The 20613-nt window shown below is 38.4% G+C and carries 20 protein-coding genes and 2 pseudogenes; 13 read left to right on the forward strand and 9 right to left on the reverse strand.

The window, feature by feature from the left end:
* Window positions 1–39: 39 nt before the first annotated feature.
* From aroH to A9Y75_RS26480, 3 genes are all read right to left on the reverse strand, one after another.
* Window positions 40–453, reverse strand: a complete 414-nt coding sequence (gene aroH / locus A9Y75_RS13615; protein ID WP_071190084.1) for a chorismate mutase — start codon at window positions 451–453, stop codon at window positions 40–42.
* A gap of 185 nt (window positions 454–638) precedes the next feature.
* The gene (gene sppA / locus A9Y75_RS13620; RefSeq protein WP_071190085.1) at window positions 639–1460 is read right to left on the reverse strand and encodes a signal peptide peptidase SppA; all 822 of its coding nucleotides are present in this window, start codon (window positions 1458–1460) and stop codon (window positions 639–641) included.
* Window positions 1461–1841: 381 nt separating this feature from the next.
* Window positions 1842–2138: a hypothetical protein gene (locus A9Y75_RS26480; protein WP_083389586.1), complete on the reverse strand. Its 297-nt coding sequence runs from the start codon at window positions 2136–2138 to the stop codon at window positions 1842–1844.
* 364 nt (window positions 2139–2502) lie between these two features.
* On the opposite strand from A9Y75_RS26480, the gene A9Y75_RS13630 reads away from it, so the two are divergent.
* The 4 genes from A9Y75_RS13630 (at window position 2503) to plsY (ending at window position 5950) form a co-directional block, all read left to right on the forward strand.
* Window positions 2503–3288 carry an MlaE family lipid ABC transporter permease subunit gene (locus tag A9Y75_RS13630; RefSeq protein WP_177176181.1) on the forward strand — a complete coding sequence of 262 codons (786 nt, stop codon included), beginning with the start codon at window positions 2503–2505 and terminating at the stop codon, window positions 3286–3288.
* 64 nt (window positions 3289–3352) lie between these two features.
* Window positions 3353–3739 (forward strand): DUF3119 family protein, encoded by a 387-nt coding sequence (locus A9Y75_RS13635; RefSeq protein WP_071190087.1) that lies wholly within the window; start codon window positions 3353–3355, stop codon window positions 3737–3739.
* A gap of 84 nt (window positions 3740–3823) precedes the next feature.
* Window positions 3824–5092 carry a DUF3086 domain-containing protein gene (locus A9Y75_RS13640; protein WP_071190088.1) on the forward strand — a complete coding sequence of 423 codons (1269 nt, stop codon included), beginning with the start codon at window positions 3824–3826 and terminating at the stop codon, window positions 5090–5092.
* A gap of 177 nt (window positions 5093–5269) precedes the next feature.
* Window positions 5270–5950 (forward strand): glycerol-3-phosphate 1-O-acyltransferase PlsY, encoded by a 681-nt coding sequence (plsY, locus tag A9Y75_RS13645; RefSeq protein ID WP_071190089.1) that lies wholly within the window; start codon window positions 5270–5272, stop codon window positions 5948–5950.
* A 146-nt stretch (window positions 5951–6096) separates the two neighbouring features.
* Here the strand turns inward: plsY and A9Y75_RS13650 are convergent, their stop codons facing one another.
* A complete protein-coding gene (locus A9Y75_RS13650) occupies window positions 6097–6957 on the reverse strand; it encodes a hypothetical protein (protein ID WP_236721398.1) in 861 nt (286 codons plus the stop codon).
* A 399-nt stretch (window positions 6958–7356) separates the two neighbouring features.
* Entirely contained in the window at window positions 7357–8217 is an 861-nt protein-coding gene (locus tag A9Y75_RS13655) for a polysaccharide pyruvyl transferase family protein (RefSeq protein WP_071190090.1), read from the reverse strand.
* Window positions 8218–8659: 442 nt separating this feature from the next.
* Here A9Y75_RS13655 and der point away from each other — a divergent pair, with 442 nt between their 5' ends.
* Complete coding sequence (gene der, locus A9Y75_RS13660) at window positions 8660–10024, forward strand: ribosome biogenesis GTPase Der (protein ID WP_071190091.1); 1365 nt, start codon at window positions 8660–8662, stop codon at window positions 10022–10024.
* A 153-nt stretch (window positions 10025–10177) separates the two neighbouring features.
* Entirely contained in the window at window positions 10178–11107 is a 930-nt protein-coding gene (locus tag A9Y75_RS13665) for an energy-coupling factor transporter transmembrane protein EcfT (RefSeq protein ID WP_071190092.1), read from the forward strand.
* Between the two features lie 31 nt (window positions 11108–11138).
* On the opposite strand, the gene A9Y75_RS13670 is transcribed toward A9Y75_RS13665, so the two are convergent.
* Window positions 11139–12020 carry a hypothetical protein gene (locus A9Y75_RS13670; protein WP_071190093.1) on the reverse strand — a complete coding sequence of 294 codons (882 nt, stop codon included), beginning with the start codon at window positions 12018–12020 and terminating at the stop codon, window positions 11139–11141.
* A 1629-nt stretch (window positions 12021–13649) separates the two neighbouring features.
* On the opposite strand from A9Y75_RS13670, the pseudogene A9Y75_RS30390 reads away from it, so the two are divergent.
* The 6 genes and pseudogenes from A9Y75_RS30390 to A9Y75_RS13695 all read left to right on the forward strand — a co-directional run.
* Window positions 13650–13817, forward strand: a pseudogene (locus A9Y75_RS30390) (hypothetical protein); the annotation flags it as partial.
* A gap of 39 nt (window positions 13818–13856) precedes the next feature.
* Window positions 13857–14414 (forward strand): DnaJ domain-containing protein, encoded by a 558-nt coding sequence (locus A9Y75_RS30185; RefSeq protein ID WP_343232424.1) that lies wholly within the window; start codon window positions 13857–13859, stop codon window positions 14412–14414.
* A gap of 439 nt (window positions 14415–14853) precedes the next feature.
* The gene (locus A9Y75_RS13680) at window positions 14854–15246 is read left to right on the forward strand and encodes a hypothetical protein (protein WP_071190094.1); all 393 of its coding nucleotides are present in this window, start codon (window positions 14854–14856) and stop codon (window positions 15244–15246) included.
* Window positions 15242–15343 (forward strand): annotated as a pseudogene (locus A9Y75_RS26490) (methionine gamma-lyase family protein); the annotation flags it as partial. The gene A9Y75_RS13680 and the pseudogene A9Y75_RS26490, both read left to right, overlap by 5 nt.
* 128 nt (window positions 15344–15471) lie before the next feature.
* Complete coding sequence (gene speB / locus A9Y75_RS13690) at window positions 15472–16515, forward strand: agmatinase SpeB (RefSeq protein WP_071190096.1); 1044 nt, start codon at window positions 15472–15474, stop codon at window positions 16513–16515.
* A 316-nt stretch (window positions 16516–16831) separates the two neighbouring features.
* Window positions 16832–18193 (forward strand): NAD(P)/FAD-dependent oxidoreductase, encoded by a 1362-nt coding sequence (locus A9Y75_RS13695; protein WP_071190097.1) that lies wholly within the window; start codon window positions 16832–16834, stop codon window positions 18191–18193.
* 242 nt (window positions 18194–18435) lie between these two features.
* On the opposite strand, the gene A9Y75_RS13700 is transcribed toward A9Y75_RS13695, so the two are convergent.
* Entirely contained in the window at window positions 18436–18792 is a 357-nt protein-coding gene (locus tag A9Y75_RS13700) for a type II toxin-antitoxin system PemK/MazF family toxin (RefSeq protein ID WP_236721399.1), read from the reverse strand.
* Complete coding sequence (locus tag A9Y75_RS13705) at window positions 18770–19000, reverse strand: hypothetical protein (protein ID WP_071190099.1); 231 nt, start codon at window positions 18998–19000, stop codon at window positions 18770–18772. The genes A9Y75_RS13700 and A9Y75_RS13705 overlap by 23 nt, the downstream gene beginning before the upstream one ends.
* Before the next feature lie 199 nt (window positions 19001–19199).
* On the opposite strand from A9Y75_RS13705, the gene A9Y75_RS13710 reads away from it, so the two are divergent.
* A complete protein-coding gene (locus A9Y75_RS13710; protein ID WP_071190100.1) occupies window positions 19200–19706 on the forward strand; it encodes a transposase in 507 nt (168 codons plus the stop codon).
* On the opposite strand, the gene A9Y75_RS30395 is transcribed toward A9Y75_RS13710, so the two are convergent.
* Window positions 19655–20542, reverse strand: coding sequence for a LysM peptidoglycan-binding domain-containing protein (locus A9Y75_RS30395; RefSeq protein WP_343232425.1), 888 nt, complete (start codon window positions 20540–20542; stop codon window positions 19655–19657). The two genes, A9Y75_RS13710 and A9Y75_RS30395, sit on opposite strands and share 52 nt — an antisense overlap.
* Between the last annotated feature and the right edge of the window lie 71 nt (window positions 20543–20613).

Consider the following 20613-nt stretch of genomic DNA (forward strand, 5'->3'; position numbering starts at 1 on the left):
TTGGCGCTAATTTTTACATATATTATTGACCTGCTGATTTTAAGCTTTTGTCTTAATTACTGGCTGTGAAGTTTGTAACGTTTGCGGTAAACCCCAATCTGGGCGCAATTTAGCTGCTTGACGCAAATAAATGTGGTGAATAGGGGCAGAAGTTGGTAAATAGGCGTGAATTAAAAACCGAACGCAACGCTGTAAGCTGCCCTCAACGTGCATTTGCTGGACATCTAACATAGCCACACTATCCCATAAAGGACGACTACGAGCGATCGCAGCTGGGAAAATAACATCTAAGTCTCGTGTGACAGAAAAAGTAACACTCAAAATTGCTGTTGGTTCAAGTTGATTCCGTTCTTCGAGTTCATCAAGTAATTCTGTCACCGCTTCTCGGATTGCTTCCACTCTATTTTCTGCAACGGTTGTTGCGCCACGAATCGCTCGTATTTGCCATTCCACTTCCAAAATCCTCCTTGATTTAGTCATTGGTCATTGGTCATTAGTCATTAGCGCAAAGATTATTACAGCAGATTGCAGGAGGTATGAAATTTAAGCACAAAGCCATATACAACAAAACGTTCAACCCTGTTCCCTATTCCCTATTCCCTATTCCCTGCTGTAACTAGTGACTATTGACAATTTATTTACGGTCGATACAACCACAAGGGTAAACCACTAGTAGATATTTCAAATTCGAGCCAATCAATTCCAGCCCCAATTCTGGATTTCGCCAGACGGCTCCCTGGTAGAACTCGACTCAATAATGGTTTCCGTTCTTCTAGCGTATAGCAAGGAGTTTTCTCTGGATCAAGTCCTACTAATTCCGCAGTCCAGCGACGTGCATCTTCTTCTGTTCCCAGACGGTCTACAACGCCTAAATTTAAGGCTTGCTCTCCCGTAAAAATCCGGCCATCAGCAAAAGTTTTCACGGTTTCTACATCCAAAGACCTGCCCTCAGCTACTGTTTGCACAAATTGCTGATAACTGACATCAATCAACTGTTGCAGGATGCTCTCTTCTGCTGCTGTCAATTCTCGGTCAAAGGACAAAATATCTTTGTAAGGGCCAGACTTAATCACCTTAAAGGACACACCAACTTTTTCCAGCAAGCGTTCCAGGTTATTACCACGCAGAATCACACCAATACTGCCTGTAATCGTGCCTGGGTTAGCCATAATGTGTTCGGCTCCCATTCCGATATAAACGCCGCCCGAAGCCGATATATTGCCAAAACTAGCGACAATTTTGGTTTTTTTCTGCAACCGTCTCAAAGCGCTGTAAATTTCTTGGGAATCTCCCACTGTACCGCCAGGACTATCAATGCGTAGCAGTAAAGCCGGAAATTTCTTCTCTTCTACAGTTTTCAGGGCTTCTAATACCCGTTTGCGGGTGGCACTGGCGATCGCACCAGTAATCTCAATCCGAGCAATTTGTTTCCGAAATCTGGGCGAAAAAGGCCAAACCATGAGCAATTTCATCACCTATTAATGAACTTAATATAAAATGCCCAGCGGTCAGACGACCTCCCTAATAGTGAGCAGGTATGGGACTATTTAAAATCTTAAGGAAAATTTTAGATTTTGTGTAGAGTTTCATTTGCTATATTTCTTAATTAAGGAGTATGTATTCAAATTACTAATTGTCAATTGGTCTTGGCCACAAAGGCACGAACAGGCTATTTCCAACACGAAAGATGGTCTTGAGTTACTAATTACTAAGACTTGTGATGGCTTATACGTAGTTAAAATAGGAACTCAAATCAGATTTAAGCGCAGCAACAAGGTGGTTTTTGGGAAGGTGAGTCTTCCTGTAACTCAATAAACACCTGACGAAACCATTAATATTACTTAGGAATCAATGCGGAGAATTTGACATCGATAGTAAGCATAGATATCAAACAGCCCGCCCACAAAACCACAGGTAAGACTAATAACAAATAAGCCATTAATGGGGCTACCAGTGCCAAAAGTGGCGAGAAAATGCAGAATCAGAGTGGGGATATTCTCAGCTACGCCTTGTAAACCAGGAATGTAGCCAAAGAGGCATAAGAAGACTAATATACTGCCGACTAAGAATATAGGAGCGATAAAACTAAAAACGGTAGTTAGTAGTAGGGAGCGGAGAAAATTGGTAAATATGCTCATTATCAGGCAAGCTCCGGGAGTATGTAGACGATGGCTGAATAGATGCACGTCATCTTCTACAATAAATGCGATCGCTCCTGAACAGCGAAGATGTCAAAAATCTTAAGTTTTAATTAAAAGCAATTCCTACTCGTTCCCTAAAATGCTGCGGCTAAATTAAAGGACTTATAAGCCCTGAAAGCCTTGATTTAGCAGGGTTTTATTTTCAAAAAATTCTAAATAATTCGTTGCAATACGCTTAAAAATAGCTTAATTTTCTGAGAGAGTCTTTAAACTAACTTAATGTTTGAGTAACACCTTGGGTAGTTGGGAAGTTAGGGAGTTAGGGAGGTTTATGATAACTGAATAATTGATCACTGAATTAATGACTAAATCCAGTTTAGGAGCATGGAGTCAGCGATTGCTGGCAGCGATTTTTTTAGGTGGACAAGTAATAGTACACCTCCTCAAAGGCAAAATCCATCGGCGTAACACCTTAGAGCAACTAGCAGCAGTTGGGCCAGATTCCCTATTTATTGCCTTATTGACAGCCGTTTTTGTCGGTGCAGTCTTTACAATTCAGGTAGCGCGGGAATTTATCAACTTTGGTGCAGGAAACCTCGTCGGCGGTGTTTTGGCGGTAGCCTTAACCAGAGAACTTACACCAGTACTGACAGCAGTAATTTTAGCCGGAAGGGTTGGTTCAGCCTTTGCAGCCGAAATTGGCACAATGCGAGTCACAGAGCAAATAGATGCCCTCGTGATGTTAAAAACTGACCCCATTGATTATCTAGTTATCCCCCGTATTCTTGCTTGTTTATTAATGCTGCCCATTTTAACCCTTCTGTCCTTAATTACCGGCATGACTGGGGGATTGATAATTGCCACCAACGTTTACAATCTTTCAGATACAGTCTTTTTAGACTCAGCCCGTAACTTTCTCGACATCTGGGATATCTGTAGCGCCATGATTAAAGCCGGCTGTTTTGGTGTTTTAATCGCCACCATTGGTTGTAGTTGGGGTTTAACCACCACAGGAGGAGCGAAAGGTGTGGGACAATCAACCACAACAGCCGTCGTCACAGCCTTGCTGATTATCTTCGTTAGCAACTTCTTTCTTTCTTGGTTAATGTTTCAAGGAACAGGCGGTGGATTTACGCCAGGGTTATAACGACTCACTTTTAACTACTAAAATAGAAGATTAATGTTTACTAACAAAACAGGAGATCAAAATTGTGATTAGTTCATCTGTGCCGAATACCACCGCTACTGTGGAACTCAAGCCAAGTTACAATATCCCTGTCGTCTTGGTGCTGGCTGCTATTCCACTACTGCTAGTACAACCTTGGGTAGGAGGAGTGTTCACAATCTTTGGCTTGTTTCTCATGTTTCAGGCTGTCACACTGCGGTTGCAATTTACCGTCACCGACTTTGATATTTACCGGGGAGAAAAGTTAATTAGGCGTTTTCCTTACCAAGAATGGCAAAATTGGCGAATCTTCTGGAATGGATTTCCCATTCTGTTTTATTTTAAAGAAGTCAACAGCATTCACTTTTTACCGATTTTATTTGACCCCAAAGCCTTAAAATCTTGTTTGGAACAGCGTTGTCCACGTATTTAGTGGTGAATGGTGATTTTCTCCTCGTCTTGAGCGTCTCCCCTGACTTCGATATTATTCGTTTCCTAGGAATTACACTATATATTTATGAACCCAGAGGAATCTCAAACTCCAGAATCGATTGATGATTGGTGGGAAGAAACACCAGAAAAAATTTCTACAGGTGAAACACCGGAAAACCTAGCTGCTGATTTATTGCCGGCAACAGAAACTTTAATTTCATCAGGTGAACCACAAGCAGATAATGTATCTTTGGAGTCAGCAGTAGTCAACATAGCAGCGGAATCTCTGACAGTAGAACCAACAGAAGAGTTCAAAGGTGAAGTAGAAACTGCGGTGCTGGAGTCAGAATCAGAACTTAATTCACTATATGTACAAGCAGCACACCGAGTCGCCGAGTTACAAGCAACTGAAACAGCGCTGAAAGCAGAAATTGTTCAACTCCAAGCTACTTACAAAAATCTTCAAGGACAAGTTAGTGAAACTCAAACTGCACTCTCGAAAATGGTGCAAGAGTCGCTAGTGCTGTTGGAACAACGTAAACAAGCGTTGCAAATTTCTGTCGAACAACTAGAAAGACGACAAGAACGCATTCGTAATGAAATGCGAACTACCTTTGCGGGAACATCTCAAGATTTAGCAATTCGCGTACAGGGTTTTAAAGACTATCTCACAGGTAGCTTACAAGATTTAGCAGCCGCCGCCGAGCAGCTGCAATTAGCCCCGGCTGTGAAGGAACGGGAAAAACCAGCAGTCAAAGAAGCGAAACCTGCTGAACAACAGCCCCCGACACTGCAACTAGGTCAACAACAGTTTCAAGAGACAACTAAACAAATTCGCCGTTTAATTGACCAATACCGCAACCAACCCGATTATTATGGTGCAGCGTGGCAGTTAAGGCGGACTTTTGAACCAATTCACGCAGAACGAGTTTCTAATTGGTTTTTCACCTTGGGGGGACGGGGTGCTTTACGGACAATGGGTAGCCGCTTGCAGAATATCTTGATTGCGTCGGCGGCAATTTCCATATTACACAAACTACATGGAGAGCGGGTGCGTACTCTAATTTTAGCCAATACACCAGAACGTTTAGGTGAATGGCGACGCGGTTTACAAGATTGTTTGGGAATTGGTCGTCCTGATTTTGGCCCTGATAGAGGTGTGGTTTTGTTTGAAGCACCCACGGCTTTAGCCCAGAAAGCAGATAGATTAGTTAAAGCCAATCAATTGCCTTTAATTATTATTGATGATTCTGAGGAGCAAATTAGCCTAGGTTTGCTACAATTCCCTCTCTGGTTGGCTTTTGCACCTGATCCCAAAACCATGAAAGATAGAGATTATGATGATGAATTTTAATTAGTCATTAGTCATTGGTGATTGGTCATTGGTCATTGGTTATTAGTTATTGGTCATTGGTCAAGATATTTCACTCTAGACTAGTGACCAAATAATTACTAATTCTTAATTGAAGAGGTTACAAACTCTCACTGATTGTCATTACGAATTACGAATTACGAATTATTTGGAATTATTATGGCTATTTGGTTAACTTTGTGTGGGACGGTTGTTTTAATAGCTTACTTATTGGGTTCTTTCCCTACCGGATATCTGGCCGGGAAGCTGTTAAAAGGAATTGATATTCGGGAAGTTGGTTCTGGTTCAACTGGGGCAACAAATGTACTGAGGACTTTAGGAAAAGTTCCAGGGGCATTTGTGTTATTAATTGATGGTTTGAAGGGAGTATTAGCAATAAATCTAGTTTATGTTTTATGCAATCTTGCTCCTAGTTATAATTTAATCCCGTTAACTATAAATTTAGAAGTTTGGCAACCTTATTTAGTAACTTTAGCTGGATTTGCCGCAATTTTAGGACACAGTAAATCAATCTTTTTAGGCTTTACTGGTGGTAAGTCTGTGGCTACTGGTATAGGGATTTTGTTAGCATTAAGTTGGCAGGTTGGTTTGTCAACCATAGGAATTTTTGCTGTTGTTGTTGCCATATCTAGAATTGTGTCTTTGAGTTCTATTAGTGGTGCTATTGCTGTTTCTATTTTGATGGCAATTTTCCATCAACCTTTACCATATATACTTTTTGGTATTGCTGGAGGTTTATATGTTATTATTCGTCACCGCAGTAATATTGAGCGATTAATTGCGGGTACAGAACCGAAAATTGGGCAGAAGGTAGAGACGGAAACTGAACAAACGGCATAAAATATAAACATCAGGTAATTGTGGGACATTCTTATGGTTAAAGTAACCACAGATCAAAAACTCACGTTAATTGAATTTCTGGAACTGTCAGCACAAGATGTAGACTATGAGTTTGTTAATAGAAAATCACGACCAAGCAAAAATCATTAAGGATATATTTTTACGTCAAAAAATTTGTAAAATTCAGAATCATTTTTTGCAAAATTTCTTAGCCGCAATAATCTATAAATAAACACAGTTTGTTTATAGATTTTATCAGTTACTTTTTTATAAATTGGACGTTTCGGATATTCAATATTGTTGTGAATCTCGAAATAGATTTTTTTGTCCACCAAATTCGATTGTCCATTTTTGATTCTTACTAGCTCTATATTGTCCTTAAAGAACGGAAACTTATCTTCGCGCTCAAATCTAATTGTCATTCCAAGTTTCGCGGCAGCTAGTCCCATAGCATAGCTTTCACCATGATAAATTCCTCGCATTTCAAATAAGTAAGAAATTGTCTGCCAAAGCTGAAAAAACTTTCCTTCCAATCCTTCCTGTCCCTTCATAGCAAACATGAATTCATGGAACCACTGCACTTGTTGAAGATCAATATTTAGTTTCTGAGCTACTTCTTCTATAACTTGAATTTCTTTGTAGTTACTGATATTTTTCATCCGGTGCAGCAAATCACTACCAGCTCTCGCTGTGATTCCAGAAAGCCAATTCATTTCTCCTACTACAGGACCTAGAATTCGTACATCAGAGTCTAAAAACATACAACTCTCAAATAGTGAGAGAGCCTTTTCCAGGACGAAGCGTTTATCATGATACCCTTTCACACTTTGAAGGCGGTGCTTGAATGCTAGAACGTGAGGAAATTCCTTAAAAATCTCTGGCTGATCAGTTAGAATGCATAGGGCTGTATCAGGTGTGTGTTGCTGAATATCTTTAGCTAACAACAGTGTGTGAGTACGATACCTGTCACCCATAGCCAAGGTACAAAAGCAGAATTTGTTAGACATATTCATATGTAATGACTTGTTTTGGATCATTTATTTTTTGGAACACTGTAAGATTTATGGGCATACTATACAGTAAATTTACTGCTGAAGATATGAGTCTCCCACTGGCGGCGCACGCCACTGGCAAAATATGAAAGAAATACTTTTTCTGCTTTTAAAGTAGCTTGGCGCAATTAAATATAAAACCTCTCTCCAAACCTCTCCCCTACAAGGGGAGAGGCTTTGACTCCCACTTCCCTGGTAGGGAAGGGGGCTGGGGGGTTAGGTCTATCTTATATTTTTTAACGCCCATCTACTTAAGCTAATCGGCATTTAACTTGCATATTTCTTATTTTGTGGAAAAAGCGTTAATCCTTCTCCCCTGCACCTTGCACCCTGCTCCCCTACCTTCCTTGAGAATTATTTAATAAAAGCGCCTTTTGCCAAATCTTCCTTAAACTCTTGAAGCCTGTTATACATTTCTTCGGTCAGATTTTCCACGTTTTTATCAGTACTTAAACTAGGATGTACAGTTTTGGTAATACTTAGTAATTGTGATGCAGCTTCTTGTTGTCTGAACCAATCACGGGTTAAGCGTGCTGGAAATAAGATATCTAGTTTTTGACGAGGATGATGCAAACGTTTTAGATATGATGGTTTATATTCTGTACCAATAGACTGACACCAGTCTTGCCACTTAAACGAGAGAATAGTAGAGTTAGAAACAACTGGAATCCACGGTATACGCAATGAATCAGCAATAATTGCACCGTGCATAGCCTCTGCAAGTATAACTTCGGATTGGCTGATACAGGACAAAACTTCTTCTATTGGCCAGCGTGGATCAATATACCCGAATCCTAATCTTTCACAAACTAAACGCCAACCTTCCCCAGCCATTTCGTAATGGGGTATATAAGAAAATTTGTACTGCTTTTTGCTATTACTATTAAATAATTTTCTAATCAGGATTGCTCCATCTGTCACTGATAATTTAGTCGAAACCCCTAATGCTTGTGCTGATAGCGGGCCACGCAGGCAGTAAATTTTATAAGAATTATCTACCTCTGGTACCCCTTGCTCGTAACCGACTCCTGAGCCAAATATCACTCGCAAACGGGCATTTTTTGTCTTTAGCGATAATTTATCATTAATTAAAGTACCGATACCAATAAAAGTAGTATTCTGATCTTCATCCATTACTCCTGGTATCAACTTACTCCATAGCCAAGGATTCAGTTTATCGCCGAAATTATTCTCCTGATAATAAAAAAGCTTCATAATTTGATTGTTAGTAGCAAAATATTTAAATTTAAAAATAGTGTAACTGTTATAATATTATTTGAAAAGTGGGCAAATGAGTAACAAAGAATTTATCTTATTTGCGGTAAATACGTAAATACAGCTTGCTGTTCGCGGAGCGTGCCGTTAGGCATATAAAGCGGTAACTTATTCCAAATCAGGGTTTCAATCTTTTTTAGTCCAAGCCGATACGTTATGGCATTTGTAAGCTCAAAATCCCTTACAGTGTACACACAAGTCCTAGATTCCTTGCTTAGTAAGGCTTTAAAATTTACAAATTTACTTATCTTTACACAGGTTCATTGTTTTTGTCGCCTACTAACTCCAAAAATGTGATATGATAAGTAGTTCTCCAAAACAGTGCTGGGTGAAGAACGTAGATAGAAAACTCAGCACATCTACACACTCAGCACTCTGGTTTATGGCACTGCCAATTATTGCAATTATCGGCCGCCCAAATGTGGGCAAATCCACCTTAGTTAATCGTCTCGCCGGAGATCAAACGGCGATTGTCCACGATGAACCGGGTGTAACGCGCGATCGCACTTATCGACCTGCATTTTGGAACGATCGCGATTTTTTAGTCGTAGATACAGGCGGTTTAGTCTTTAACGATGATACCGAATTCCTGCCTTTAATTCGCCAACAGGCATTAATAGCACTCAGAGAAGCTTGTGCAGCGATTTTTGTCGTTGATGGGAAAACAGGACCCACACCAGCAGATGAAGAAATTGCTGGGTGGTTGCGTCAACAACCAGTTCCTGTGTTACTGGCTGTGAACAAATGTGAATCTCCCGAACAAGGCGCAATGCAAGCTAGTGAATTTTGGGAGTTGGGGTTAGGTGAACCTTACCCGATTTCCGCGATTCATGGTAGCGGTACAGGGGAAATTCTGGACGAGTTACTAGTTCACATTCCCGCAGTTACGGAAGTAGAAGAAAACAACGAAATTAAAGTCGCCATTATTGGCCGCCCAAATGTAGGCAAATCCAGCTTATTAAATGCCTTTGTTGGCGAAGAAAGAGCGATCGTCAGCCCTATTTCCGGTACAACTCGTGATAGTATTGATACAGTCATCGAACGGTCTGGGCAAACCTACCGCTTAATTGACACCGCCGGCATTCGCAAAAAGAAACACATCGATTACGGCACAGAATTCTTTAGCATTAACCGCGCCTTTAAAGCAATTCGCCGCGCCGATGTGGTTTTATTGGTTATAGATGCCGAAGATGGAGCCACAGAACAAGACCAAAAATTAGCTGGGCGAATCATTGAAGAAGGTCGAGCTTGCATTATCGTAGTTAACAAATGGGATGCCGTCGAAAAAGACTCATACACCATTTATGATTACGAAAAAACTCTGGAAGGACGGTTGCATTTTACCGAATGGGCAGAGATCATCTTTGTGAGTGCCGTCACAGGACAACGGGTAGAAAAGATTTTAGAATTGGTGAGTAAAGCAGCAGAGGCACACAAACGCCGTGTTACAACTTCTGTAGTTAATGAAGTCCTCACAGATGCAATTAGCTGGCATTCTCCACCGACTTCACGAGGCGGTCGTCAAGGTAAGATTTATTATGGTACGCAAGTAAGTACCCAACCGCCAACATTTGCCCTATTTGTCAACGATGCTCAACGGTTTAATGACAATTATCGCCGTTATATTGAAAGACAATTTCGCAAACAACTAGGGTTTGATGGGACTCCGATTCGGTTATTCTGGCGGAGTAAAAAAGTCCGGGATGCGGAAATTGGCAATCTCAATCGAGCAACTCGTGTGAAATAATAGTTATATCATGTTCGTTTAATTACTTATGAAAAAAACGTCTGTGAGTCAGCCTTAATTATAAGTCTTTAACCGAACAAGATATCATTGGTCTATGGTCTGTTGGTCATAACTAATGACTAATCACAAATGACCAATGACTAATAACTAAACATGGATTTACTGCGATCGCTCCCACTAGGACTATACTTAGAAAACCCGCAAACTTGGCTACATAAACTCGACCCGCGAGTCAAGTTAATGTGGTTATTGAGCTTTCTCACCAGCTATGTTGTCGCTAACAACTATTGGCGAGTGCTATTGGTATTACTGCTGATTATTTTTACGGTATTTGCCAAGATTCCTTTGCGAGTGTGGCGGCAACAAATGGGCTGGCTATTGATTCTATCATTTATGGTGTTATCAATTGGTGCTATCAGTCCTGATGGGCTGGGTGTCAGTTATCAGCCACGCTTACCCGCAACGGAACAAGTTTTAACTCAGCCAGTGAATGCTGAGAAAATTAAAGAGAGTCCAAAATTAGCGGATAGGAATAAAGAATACAGTTATGTGCTGTTTCATCAAGGCCCAATTAAAGTAAATCGCCGTTCCTTGGATTTAGCAATTCGCCTCAGTACAATTGTTTTTACCTTAATTTACAGCACTAACTTATATCTGCTGACAACCGCACCAGAAGAAATCACCTCTGGAATGGAAAGTTTAATGCAACCTCTGCGAAGGTTCAAAATACCAGTTACAGAAATTACTCTAACTTTAACTTTATCTTTGCGATTTATTCCTTTAGTTTTAGAAGAAGTCCAAAATCTAGTACGTTCTGTGATGACTAGGGCAATTAATTGGAAAAAGCTAGGATTAAAAGGGGGAGCTAAAGTTTGGTTAATTGTGATTGAACGACTTTTAGAAAATCTGCTCTTACGTGCTGATCAAATGGCAAATGCAATGATGGTGCGAGGTTTTACCAGTCCGAATGAGCATCAAGTCAAATGGCAAGATTTAAAATTGAGAACAGGAGACTGGTTAGCGATCGCAATTTTAATCGTATTTTGGGGATTAAGAATTGCCTTTGGAACGGAGGTTTCTTAATCAAAATACAGCAGAATTTGGGGGGTTAAAACTATTCTGCATTTACCCAAAAGTCAGCAGTATTAACTTTTCCATTGCGGTTAAATTGCATCCACATTTTATAGGTTCCTTTTTGGGGTAATTTAGTTTTAAATTCGATTGCTCCATCTGTGGTATTTTTGGTTGCATGAGCGTGGATATAATCGGCTGCTGTCAGAGATGAGGAACTTTTGATAATTACTAAATGCCCTTTTTCTCCTAAATATGGCTGTAAGTCTTTAATTGGTTGATTGTTGCTGTCTTTTAAATCAAATTTAAGAGTAATATCTTTTCCGGCTTTGATGTTTTTTTCGGAAGTATTAAGATTAATTTTGGTGTTAGATATAGTTCGGCTTTTTTGAAATTTTTCTAAACTTTTTGGGAGCGGTACTGAACCAGGAATAGAGATATTCATTAAAGATACTCTCTCTTTTTGTTCCGCAGGTTTATAATCACTAAATAGAGTATATTCTCCAGATTCAGGAAATTTAGTACTGACTTGAAAGCTGCCATTATCTTGATATTCTGGATGAGTATGCTCGAAAAATCGCAAATCATCGCTAACTACAATTAAATGCATGAGCTTTTCTTGGAAATTGTCAAATTTAGTAACTGGTTTTCCAGCGGAATCTTGAATATCTATGACTAAATTAATCGGCTGATTAGGAGCTAAATTTTGAGGAGTATTTAATTTAGCTTTAGTGGTTGTTTTTGAATTATCTTCCTGATTTATATGTTCCATTGAATCTCCGTCATGTTCACTCATGGAATCTTTTTCATGATTCATCGTCATACTTGGTGAAACTTTGACTTCACTAGATTGATTTTCTGAGGAACAGCTAGGTGCAATTAACAAAGTTGTCAGGATGAAAACACTGGTAAAAAACCGCTTCATTTTTGTTTTCTCTCACTCGAAAATTTTACGTAACAATATTATACAGAAATATTACTTAAGCAAACGCCATAAAATACCGTAATATTTATTTTCATTAAGTATAGACGCTTCTTTTCTAGCGTTTCCATTATCCCAAATTCAGATATAATCGACCATTTAAACTAATTCAGTACCAAATGATTATGACAAAATTATACTTATTTATAGGTTTCTACATATAGGACTCCTATTTGAATTTTGAACAGAACTCCGTATACCTTGATTCCTTCTTCTCTGTTCCCTGTTCCCTGTTCCCTGTTCCCTACCTCTACGAGTAAATTCAGAAACCAAACCGGATTCCTATATATAGGATTACTATTTGATTTTTGAACAGGATTAGGTATTGTAGGGTGCGTTAGGATGAAATCCGTAACGCACCATTCTCAAGGTTTTGGTGCGTTACGCTGTCGCTAACACACCCTACGTATATTTTCAATAATCAAACCGGATTCCTATAGAAATATTGGGAAATCGAAAGTCTTTTTTTAAACTTAGTGATAATATGGTTTTGAAAGCTGCTTATTTTGATTTTTAATCTTTCTTTTGGTAGTAGACTTTGCTCCAGTTTTAAAGAGTGAAGTGCCTATCATATTTGGGAAGAATTAGATACCCACTAAAGGAAGATGACTATAAAAAATAATAGAAGTAAATTACTTTTGGTGTGTCGAAATAACTGCTTTCTATGGAGGTTTAGCCGAGTGCTAAACCTTTTTTATTAGAAACATATCATCTAAACTTTATGTAAGCTGAATATAAATTTTTATTTAGCTCTCTTCAAATAAATCCTTAACAGGTTATATGAATTTTGTATACATCCTATAGGTAGATGTCGTAAATTAGAAGTCAGTCTAAATTAACTACATATGGTAAACACTTGGTATATATATGGGCTTGGTTCTAAACCAAGCCTTTTTTGTGTGTAATGCCAATTAGCAATTTTAAAAATGATTAGGGCAGATGGAACGCTCAAAAGCTTATTGGGCAATTATTCAACAAGGGAACATCTGAAATTTAAAATTTAAAAAGGTATAATTAGCAGCTATTAGTACTATTTACGAGATAAAAACTTTTTATAATCTTGAAGTTAAAGTGATATTAAATAGCAGCTTTTAGAAAATTTGTACACACCTTATAGAGAGATGAACCACATCCAAAGAGAGGTTAAATTAACTATATATGGTAAACACCTGGTATATACAAAGGCTTGGACTAACGCCAAGCCTTTTTCATGCTTAATATATATACTTATGTATTTTTATACAAAAATCTTAGTCTATCAGTTTTTGGGATATTTGGACACATCCTCTAGGAAGATGTTCTGCAAGCAGACTAGAACTAAATTAATTTAGTACGTTGTTAAGCACAGCAATTATAGAGGTTTGGTTTACTGCCAAACCTTTTTTTTAAATTCAGTAACCGTAATTAGTAGTATTTTCTAAATCACTTCTTGCACCTGGTACAATAATCATAGAGTCGGCAATAACCCAGGGTTAGCGCGTCTCAAATCCTGTTGACAGGGGAATTACAGTAGAGGAGAATAGTTTGCTATGGATGCTGCTAACACAGAAACCATGTATTGATCATTCATAGAATGGTAATATTGTTGTTAGTGCTAGTACGGATAAAACTATCAGAATTTGGGAAAGCTACAGGGGAACAATTAAACGCACTTTAAATGGACATACGGATGCAGTTTTAGCTGTTGCTATTAGTCCTGATTCTACAACTCTTGTTAGTGGTAGTGTTGATAAAACTATCAGAATTTGGAATTTACAAACTGGGGAAAACTGTTATATTATTAATCAGCATTTAGCAACAGTAAACACACTAGCAATTACTCCCGATAATCAAACTCTGATTAGTGGAAGTTCAGATAATAAAATTAAATTATGGAAACTCCAGACTGGGGAATTACGTCACACTCTCAAAGGACACTCAACGGCTATTTCTGCTATTGCCATTCACCCAGATGGTAAAATTATTGCTAGTAGTAGTCAAGATGGAATTATCAATCTTTGGAATATCGAAACTGGGGAATTATTAGAAACTCTTTCTGGGTTTAGTCCCCTAGCTTTTAGCGCTGATGGTAAAATGTTGATTAGTGGCGGAAAAGGTGGAACTATCAAAATTTGGCGACAAGTTCAAAGCAGTGATAATTTATCCTTAACAGGGGAATGGTGGGAAATTTTAGGCGTAGAACCCAAAACTCATCCTCAAGACGTAAAACTTGCCTATCTGAGATTAGCCAGATTATATCATCCTGATATTAACAGTTCTGTAAGTGCTAAAACTGCCATGCAAGCAATTAATGAGGCATATCAAAAGTTTCAGCAGCAATTAAAGACACATAATTGATTAACCAGTGAAAATTTAGGGATTTTGCTACTATAAGCTCTATTTTTAAATGGTTATTACTGTAGAATATATATACCTTCATCAGTATTCCGCATTCGCTACAAAGTTCTTTGGCGGGGCGCACGCTTCCGGGTTTGAGGGCTTTGGCTTTTTTGTGGGATTCTATGGATGTCATCTATTTTGTTTATTTTTACTAAATATGGCTTTTATTACCTTACCGTTAGGGGTTGTGAAGTTGACGGTTTGAGTTGAATAAGAGGTTTTTTTCTCGCAAAGTCTTTATAATCGCTACTTAGATTTTTGCCTGGAAATTACAGAAAATTTAAATTTATTAAGAAATAATTAAGTAATTACAACATTACCGGTAGAGGATAATATCGCTTAGACTGAATGTGTCTTAAATAGAGACTGTCAATTTTTGATACATGAAGGAATTTAGATGCAGCAAATACTCCAAAATACTAAGAGACTAGTATCAGTGAGCCTAGCTACACTACTAATTTTAGTAAGCACTATAACTATTTTCCCATCTACAGCTAGTGCAGATAATAATGTAGTAAAAATCGAATGTACCTCAGACTGCGGTAATATCGTTCCATTTGCAGCTGGTGTAGTTTCTGGTAGCGCAGTAACACTTATGGCTACTGGAGATACAGCAACTTTAGCAACTTTAGCTGCAACCGGGGCTGCTACTATTGGGGAAATAACAACGGCTTTAGCTGGGTTAGGGGTGGCTGCTGGAACTGCTGTCTCATCACCAGTTTTAGTTCCTGTAGCAGTAGCAGCGGCAGGTGGATATGGTGCATATCAGTTGTGGCATCATTTCAGTTAGTGCCGGTGGTTACATAGCCGGTCGGGCTGACTTAGTAGAAGCGGCTGCTTGTCGCCTCACAGCACCTGGTATTGGTAGTGCTGGGGGTGCTACCTTTGCAATAACCATCAACCTAATTATAGATATTTGCGATTTTAAGTTGATTGATTAATGGTCTATGCTGCTACAATGCAGATGTTAGCCAAGCAGGGTTTTCTCTGCTGATGTAAATCCAGAAAATGAGCAATGAATAATCAACTCCAAGACTACAATCCCAGCGGGATAGCTGAAATTAATGGAAACCTACTGGGTTTGCCGTTTGATTACGATTCTGCCAACTTGATTGTCTTTGCTGTACCTTGGGAAGTTACCGTTTCTTACGGTGCTGGAACAGCCAACGGACCACAGAGAATTCTTGATGCTTCACTGCAAATAGATTTATTCGATTTTGATCATCCTGATGGCTGGAAACAGGGAATTTTTATGCTAGAAATTCCCCAAGATATTTTAGAAAAAAATAACTACTACCGTCAAGAAGCAGCTAAAATTATCGAACGACAAGCAGAAGGTAAAGCACTGACAGATACACCAGATTTAACTTCTGTGCTAACAGCAATTAATCAAGCAGGTGAACAGGTTAATCAATGGCTATTTACCCAATGTCAAACAGCGATCAATCAGGGTAAGCAAGTCGCTGTGATTGGTGGTGATCATAGTTCACCATTGGGGTATTTCCAAGCCTTAGCTACTAAATATGAGAATTATGGGATTTTGCATATTGATGCACACGCAGATTTACGTGATGCTTATGAGGAATTTGAATTTTCCCATGCATCTATCATGTTCAATGCCATGAAAATACCGCAAATTTCCAAATTAGTACAAGTAGCTATACGAGATATTTGTCAAGATGAAGTAGATATAATTAACAACTCAAATGAGCGCATTATTGCTTATTATGAACCGACAATTAAACAAAAGCTATATTCGGGGATAACTTGGATTGATTTATGTCAAGAAATAATTAGTCATTTACCAGAAAATGTGTACATTAGTTTTGATGTCGATGGTTTAGATCCTAAACTTTGTCCGCATACAGGTACACCAGTTCCAGGGGGATTAGAATTAGAGCAAGCTTATTGTTTATTCCGAGAGTTGGTGAATAGTGGCAGAAAGATTATTGGTTTTGATATCTGCGAAGTCGGTGATGCTGAGTGGGATGGTAATGTAGGTGCGCGAATAGTTTATAAGTTGGCGAATTTGCTGTTTTTATCGCAAACAAAAATCTAGCTCCTGTTCTAATTTTGGTGCTAAGTTTAGGGAGGGTTGGTGTCATAAATTTCTGTTGAGTGACTTTATATATTGTCAACCTGCCAAACCCAAAAAATTGTAGGCTGGATTGAGAAAACCCAACATTAACTCCAAGATACCAATCAATAGTGTTGGGTTTCTTTGCTTCAACCAAACCTACAAATGAATTATTAGTAACTTTGACTACTTTTATTATTTTTTCAAGTGTTCTAAATAGACGGCAAAATAGATTATGATTTTGTTACATTCTTGTTAAGAAACGTTACATTCCTCTTAACAAAAGGAAATATTTATTATGGTAGTTTCAGTTGATAAAAAGCCATCACATGAGGTTGTCATAGTTGGTGGTGGCTTTGGTGGACTGTATACAGCAAAGGCTCTTGCTAACGCCAATGTCAATGTTACTCTCATTGATAAACGTAATTTTCACCTATTTCAGCCACTTTTATATCAAGTTGCCACAGGTACGTTATCACCTGCTGATATTTCTGCACCATTGCGATCTGTATTCAGCAAAAGCAAGAATACAAAAGTGTTGTTGGGAGAAGTAAAGGATATTGATCCAAAAAAGCAACAAGTTATTCTGGGTGATAAAGTAGTCCGTTATGATACATTAATTGTTGCTACAGGTGCTAACCATTCCTATTTTGGTAAGGATAACTGGAAAGAATTTGCTCCTGGCTTGAAAACTGTGGAAGATGCCATAGAAATGCGTCGCCGGATATTTTCGGCATTTGAAGCAGCAGAAAATGAAACTGACCCCGAAAAACGCCGTGCTTTGTTGACGTTTGTGCTTGTGGGAGGTGGTCCAACAGGTGTAGAATTGGCAGGTGCGATCGCTGAGTTGGCATACAAAACCCTGCAAGAAGATTTCCGCAACATCAACACCTCAGAAACGAAAGTTGTACTATTGCAAGGGGGCGATCGCATTCTCCCACACATTGCACCAGAGTTATCCGCAGTAGCAGAAGTATCTTTGCAAAAGTTGGGTGTGGTTATTCACACTAAAACCAGGGTGACAAATATTGAAAATGACATCGTAACTTTCAAACAAGGTAATGAAGTCCAAGAAATTGCCGCAAAAACTATATTGTGGTCAGCAGGTGTTCAGGGTTCACCAATGGGGAAAATTCTAGAAGCACGTGCCAATGTAGAGTGTGATCACGCTGGTCGCGTAATTGTAGAACCAAACTTGACTATTAAGGGTTATAAAAACATTTTCGTAATTGGAGATTTAGCTAACTTCTCCCATCAAACTGGTAAACCCTTACCTGGTGTTGCACCCGTGGCCAAACAACAAGGAGAGTATGTAGGTGGACTGATTCAACTACGGCTTCACGGTCATACTTTGCCAGAATTTCATTACACCGATGTGGGTAGTTTGGCAATGATTGGGCAAAATTTAGCTGTTGTAGATTTAGGCTTCATCAAACTCACAGGTTTCATTGCTTGGGTATTTTGGCTATTAATTCATATCTACTTCTTAATCGAGTTTGACACTAAATTAGTAGTTGTATTTCAGTGGGCATGGAATTATATTAGTCGTAATCGTCGTTCTCGATTGATTACAGGTCGAGAAGCTTTTGTAGAACCACAACCTATTAACAAGAACAATCCTTACCAGGCTACAGAAAGCAAGCAGCCAGTTAAGGTCTAGGATTTTTGTTTTGTAGTACCACTGCATTGAACTCTATTAATAAACCCGCCATTTCTCTCTACACTCTGGCGGGTTTTGCTATGTTATAATGTAAATGCAAAATCATCTGCTAATAATTAGACCATTGTTGTCCAGTATCTAATAAAAATATGACTAATCTCTTACAACAAGCTTATGCTGTCGTCTCACAACTACCTGAAGATGAACAGAATGAAATGGCTGTAAATTGGGATTACTTTTACTCATTTAATATTCAAAACAATAGCTAAAGCATTACTAATTTCCTTCATAATTTCTTCGGAAACTTTTCCCACTTGCTTAATTAGTCGTTGCTGAGAAACTGAACGAATTTGAAAAGTATCTGCTGTAGATATCTTGCTTAAATTATTCTCTGCTGTTGCTTCAATACGTATCATCCAAGGTACTTGTGCAAAAACTTCATTCCAGCCGGTAATAGGTACAATAATCTTTAAGCGTAAAACACCTATATCATCATTATTAACTATGATACAAGGTCGTGTTTTACTGATTTCATCACCTACTGTGGGATTAGCATTATACAACCAGATTTCACCTCTACGCATAATCTTGGTACTCATAAAAATCTTCATTACAAGTATCAACAAATTCTGTTAAACTGCTTTCTATTTCATAATAGGAACGCATCATTTCCGCAGCAGCACTTAAGCTCAGTTTTTGAGGATTTTGCATTTCTTCACGCATGAGTTTTAAGGCAAATTCAATTATCTCTAGTCTTTCGACATTAGGCATTTTTTTGATAGCTTCTAAAATTTGAGGATTAATCATAATGCTGGCAATTGTTACTAGCTTCTATTTTAATGTAGGATATATTGACACTGCAACCTTCGTAGGTTGGGTAGAGGAACGAAACCCAACATTGATTATAATACTGAATGTGTGGTGTTGGGTTGCGCTTCGCTTAACCCAACCTACGGGGTAAAATCAAGATCATAAAATACAAGTTTAATCAAAGGATATTTATAGTATGGAATATCGCCGCGCCAATGTGGCAGGAGGAACATACTTTTTTACAGTGGTGACAGAGAAAAGACAAAAAATATTATGTTTACCAAAAAATGTTTCTTTATTAAGAGATGCTTTTGGTTATGTAATGCGGAAACATCCCTTTATTATAGATGCTATTGTTATTTTACCTGATCATCTTCACTGTATTTGGACTTTACCAGAAAATGATCATGATTTTTCTACCCATTGGCGGTTAATTAAAAGTTATTTTAGTCGTAAATGTGAAACTATTTCACCAGAAAATATATCTGTATCTAGAAAGAAGAAAAAACAACGGGCTATATGGCAATATCGTTTTTGGGAACATTTAATTAGAGATGAAATTGATTTTCAAAATCACGTTGAATATATTCATTATAATCCTGTGAAACATGGTTTGGTAACAGCACCAAAGGATTGGGAATATTCCAGTTTTCATCGCGCTGTGCGTCGAGGTCTACAACTTACGGGAATTTTTAATACTTGATCTACCTCTAGTCGATTTTCTCTTTTTTGTAGTTCAGGGTTAACTGCAACTATTAATTCCCAATAGGTACGGTTACTACAAAATTTCTCAGCAATACTCTCGAGAGTATCTCCTGATTTAACCGTATAGGTTAGTCTTTGTGATTGAGTTGATTCTTTATTAGATAGGATAGATGGAAAAAGTAGATGTAAGATACTTAACCCTAAACTAAAACATATACCTACCAAACCTACAGTTTGAACAAGACGAATACGTGAATTCTGAGGTGCGGTTTGTACTGTTACTTGCTTTGATATTAATTTTAGTCCAGGTGTTGGTTGAGATGGAGATAATGATGAGTCTATTAACGCTTTTAATGCTTCTTCCGCTGACTGGTAACGTTCTTTAAAGTGATATTTCACCATTTTAGTTAAAGTTTGTGCCAGTTTATCGCTTACGGTTACCAAATTTCGCCAAATTACTTCTTCTGTAGCTGGATCTTTAGGCAGTTCATCAGGTTTTATTCCAGTGAGAGCATAAATTCCTAGCATTCCCACTGCAAAGATATCACTAGATATTTTTGGTCTTCCTCCTGCTTGTTCAGTAGGCATATAGCCGGGACTACCAATAGTAACTGTCAAACTACTTTGTCCCTGAGTATCCACCACTAAAGTATGAACCTCTTTAACTGCACCAAAATCAATAAGGATTATTTTCCCATCTTGACGACGCATGATGTTTTGCGGTTTAATGTCGCGGTGGATTATATTTTCTTGATGAACAACGGCTAAAACTTCCAAAATTTCTTTTAAAAGGTTTTTTACCTTTTGCTCATTTAATTTATGACCAGGATAAATCTCTAGGACTTACGCATTGACAAAAAATATCATCTATGTAGTCTAGATAATGGCATCCTTGCGAAGGTTTA

It is taken from the genome of Trichormus sp. NMC-1, from assembly GCF_001858025.1.
Taxonomy (GTDB): Bacteria; Cyanobacteriota; Cyanobacteriia; order Cyanobacteriales; family Nostocaceae; genus Anabaena.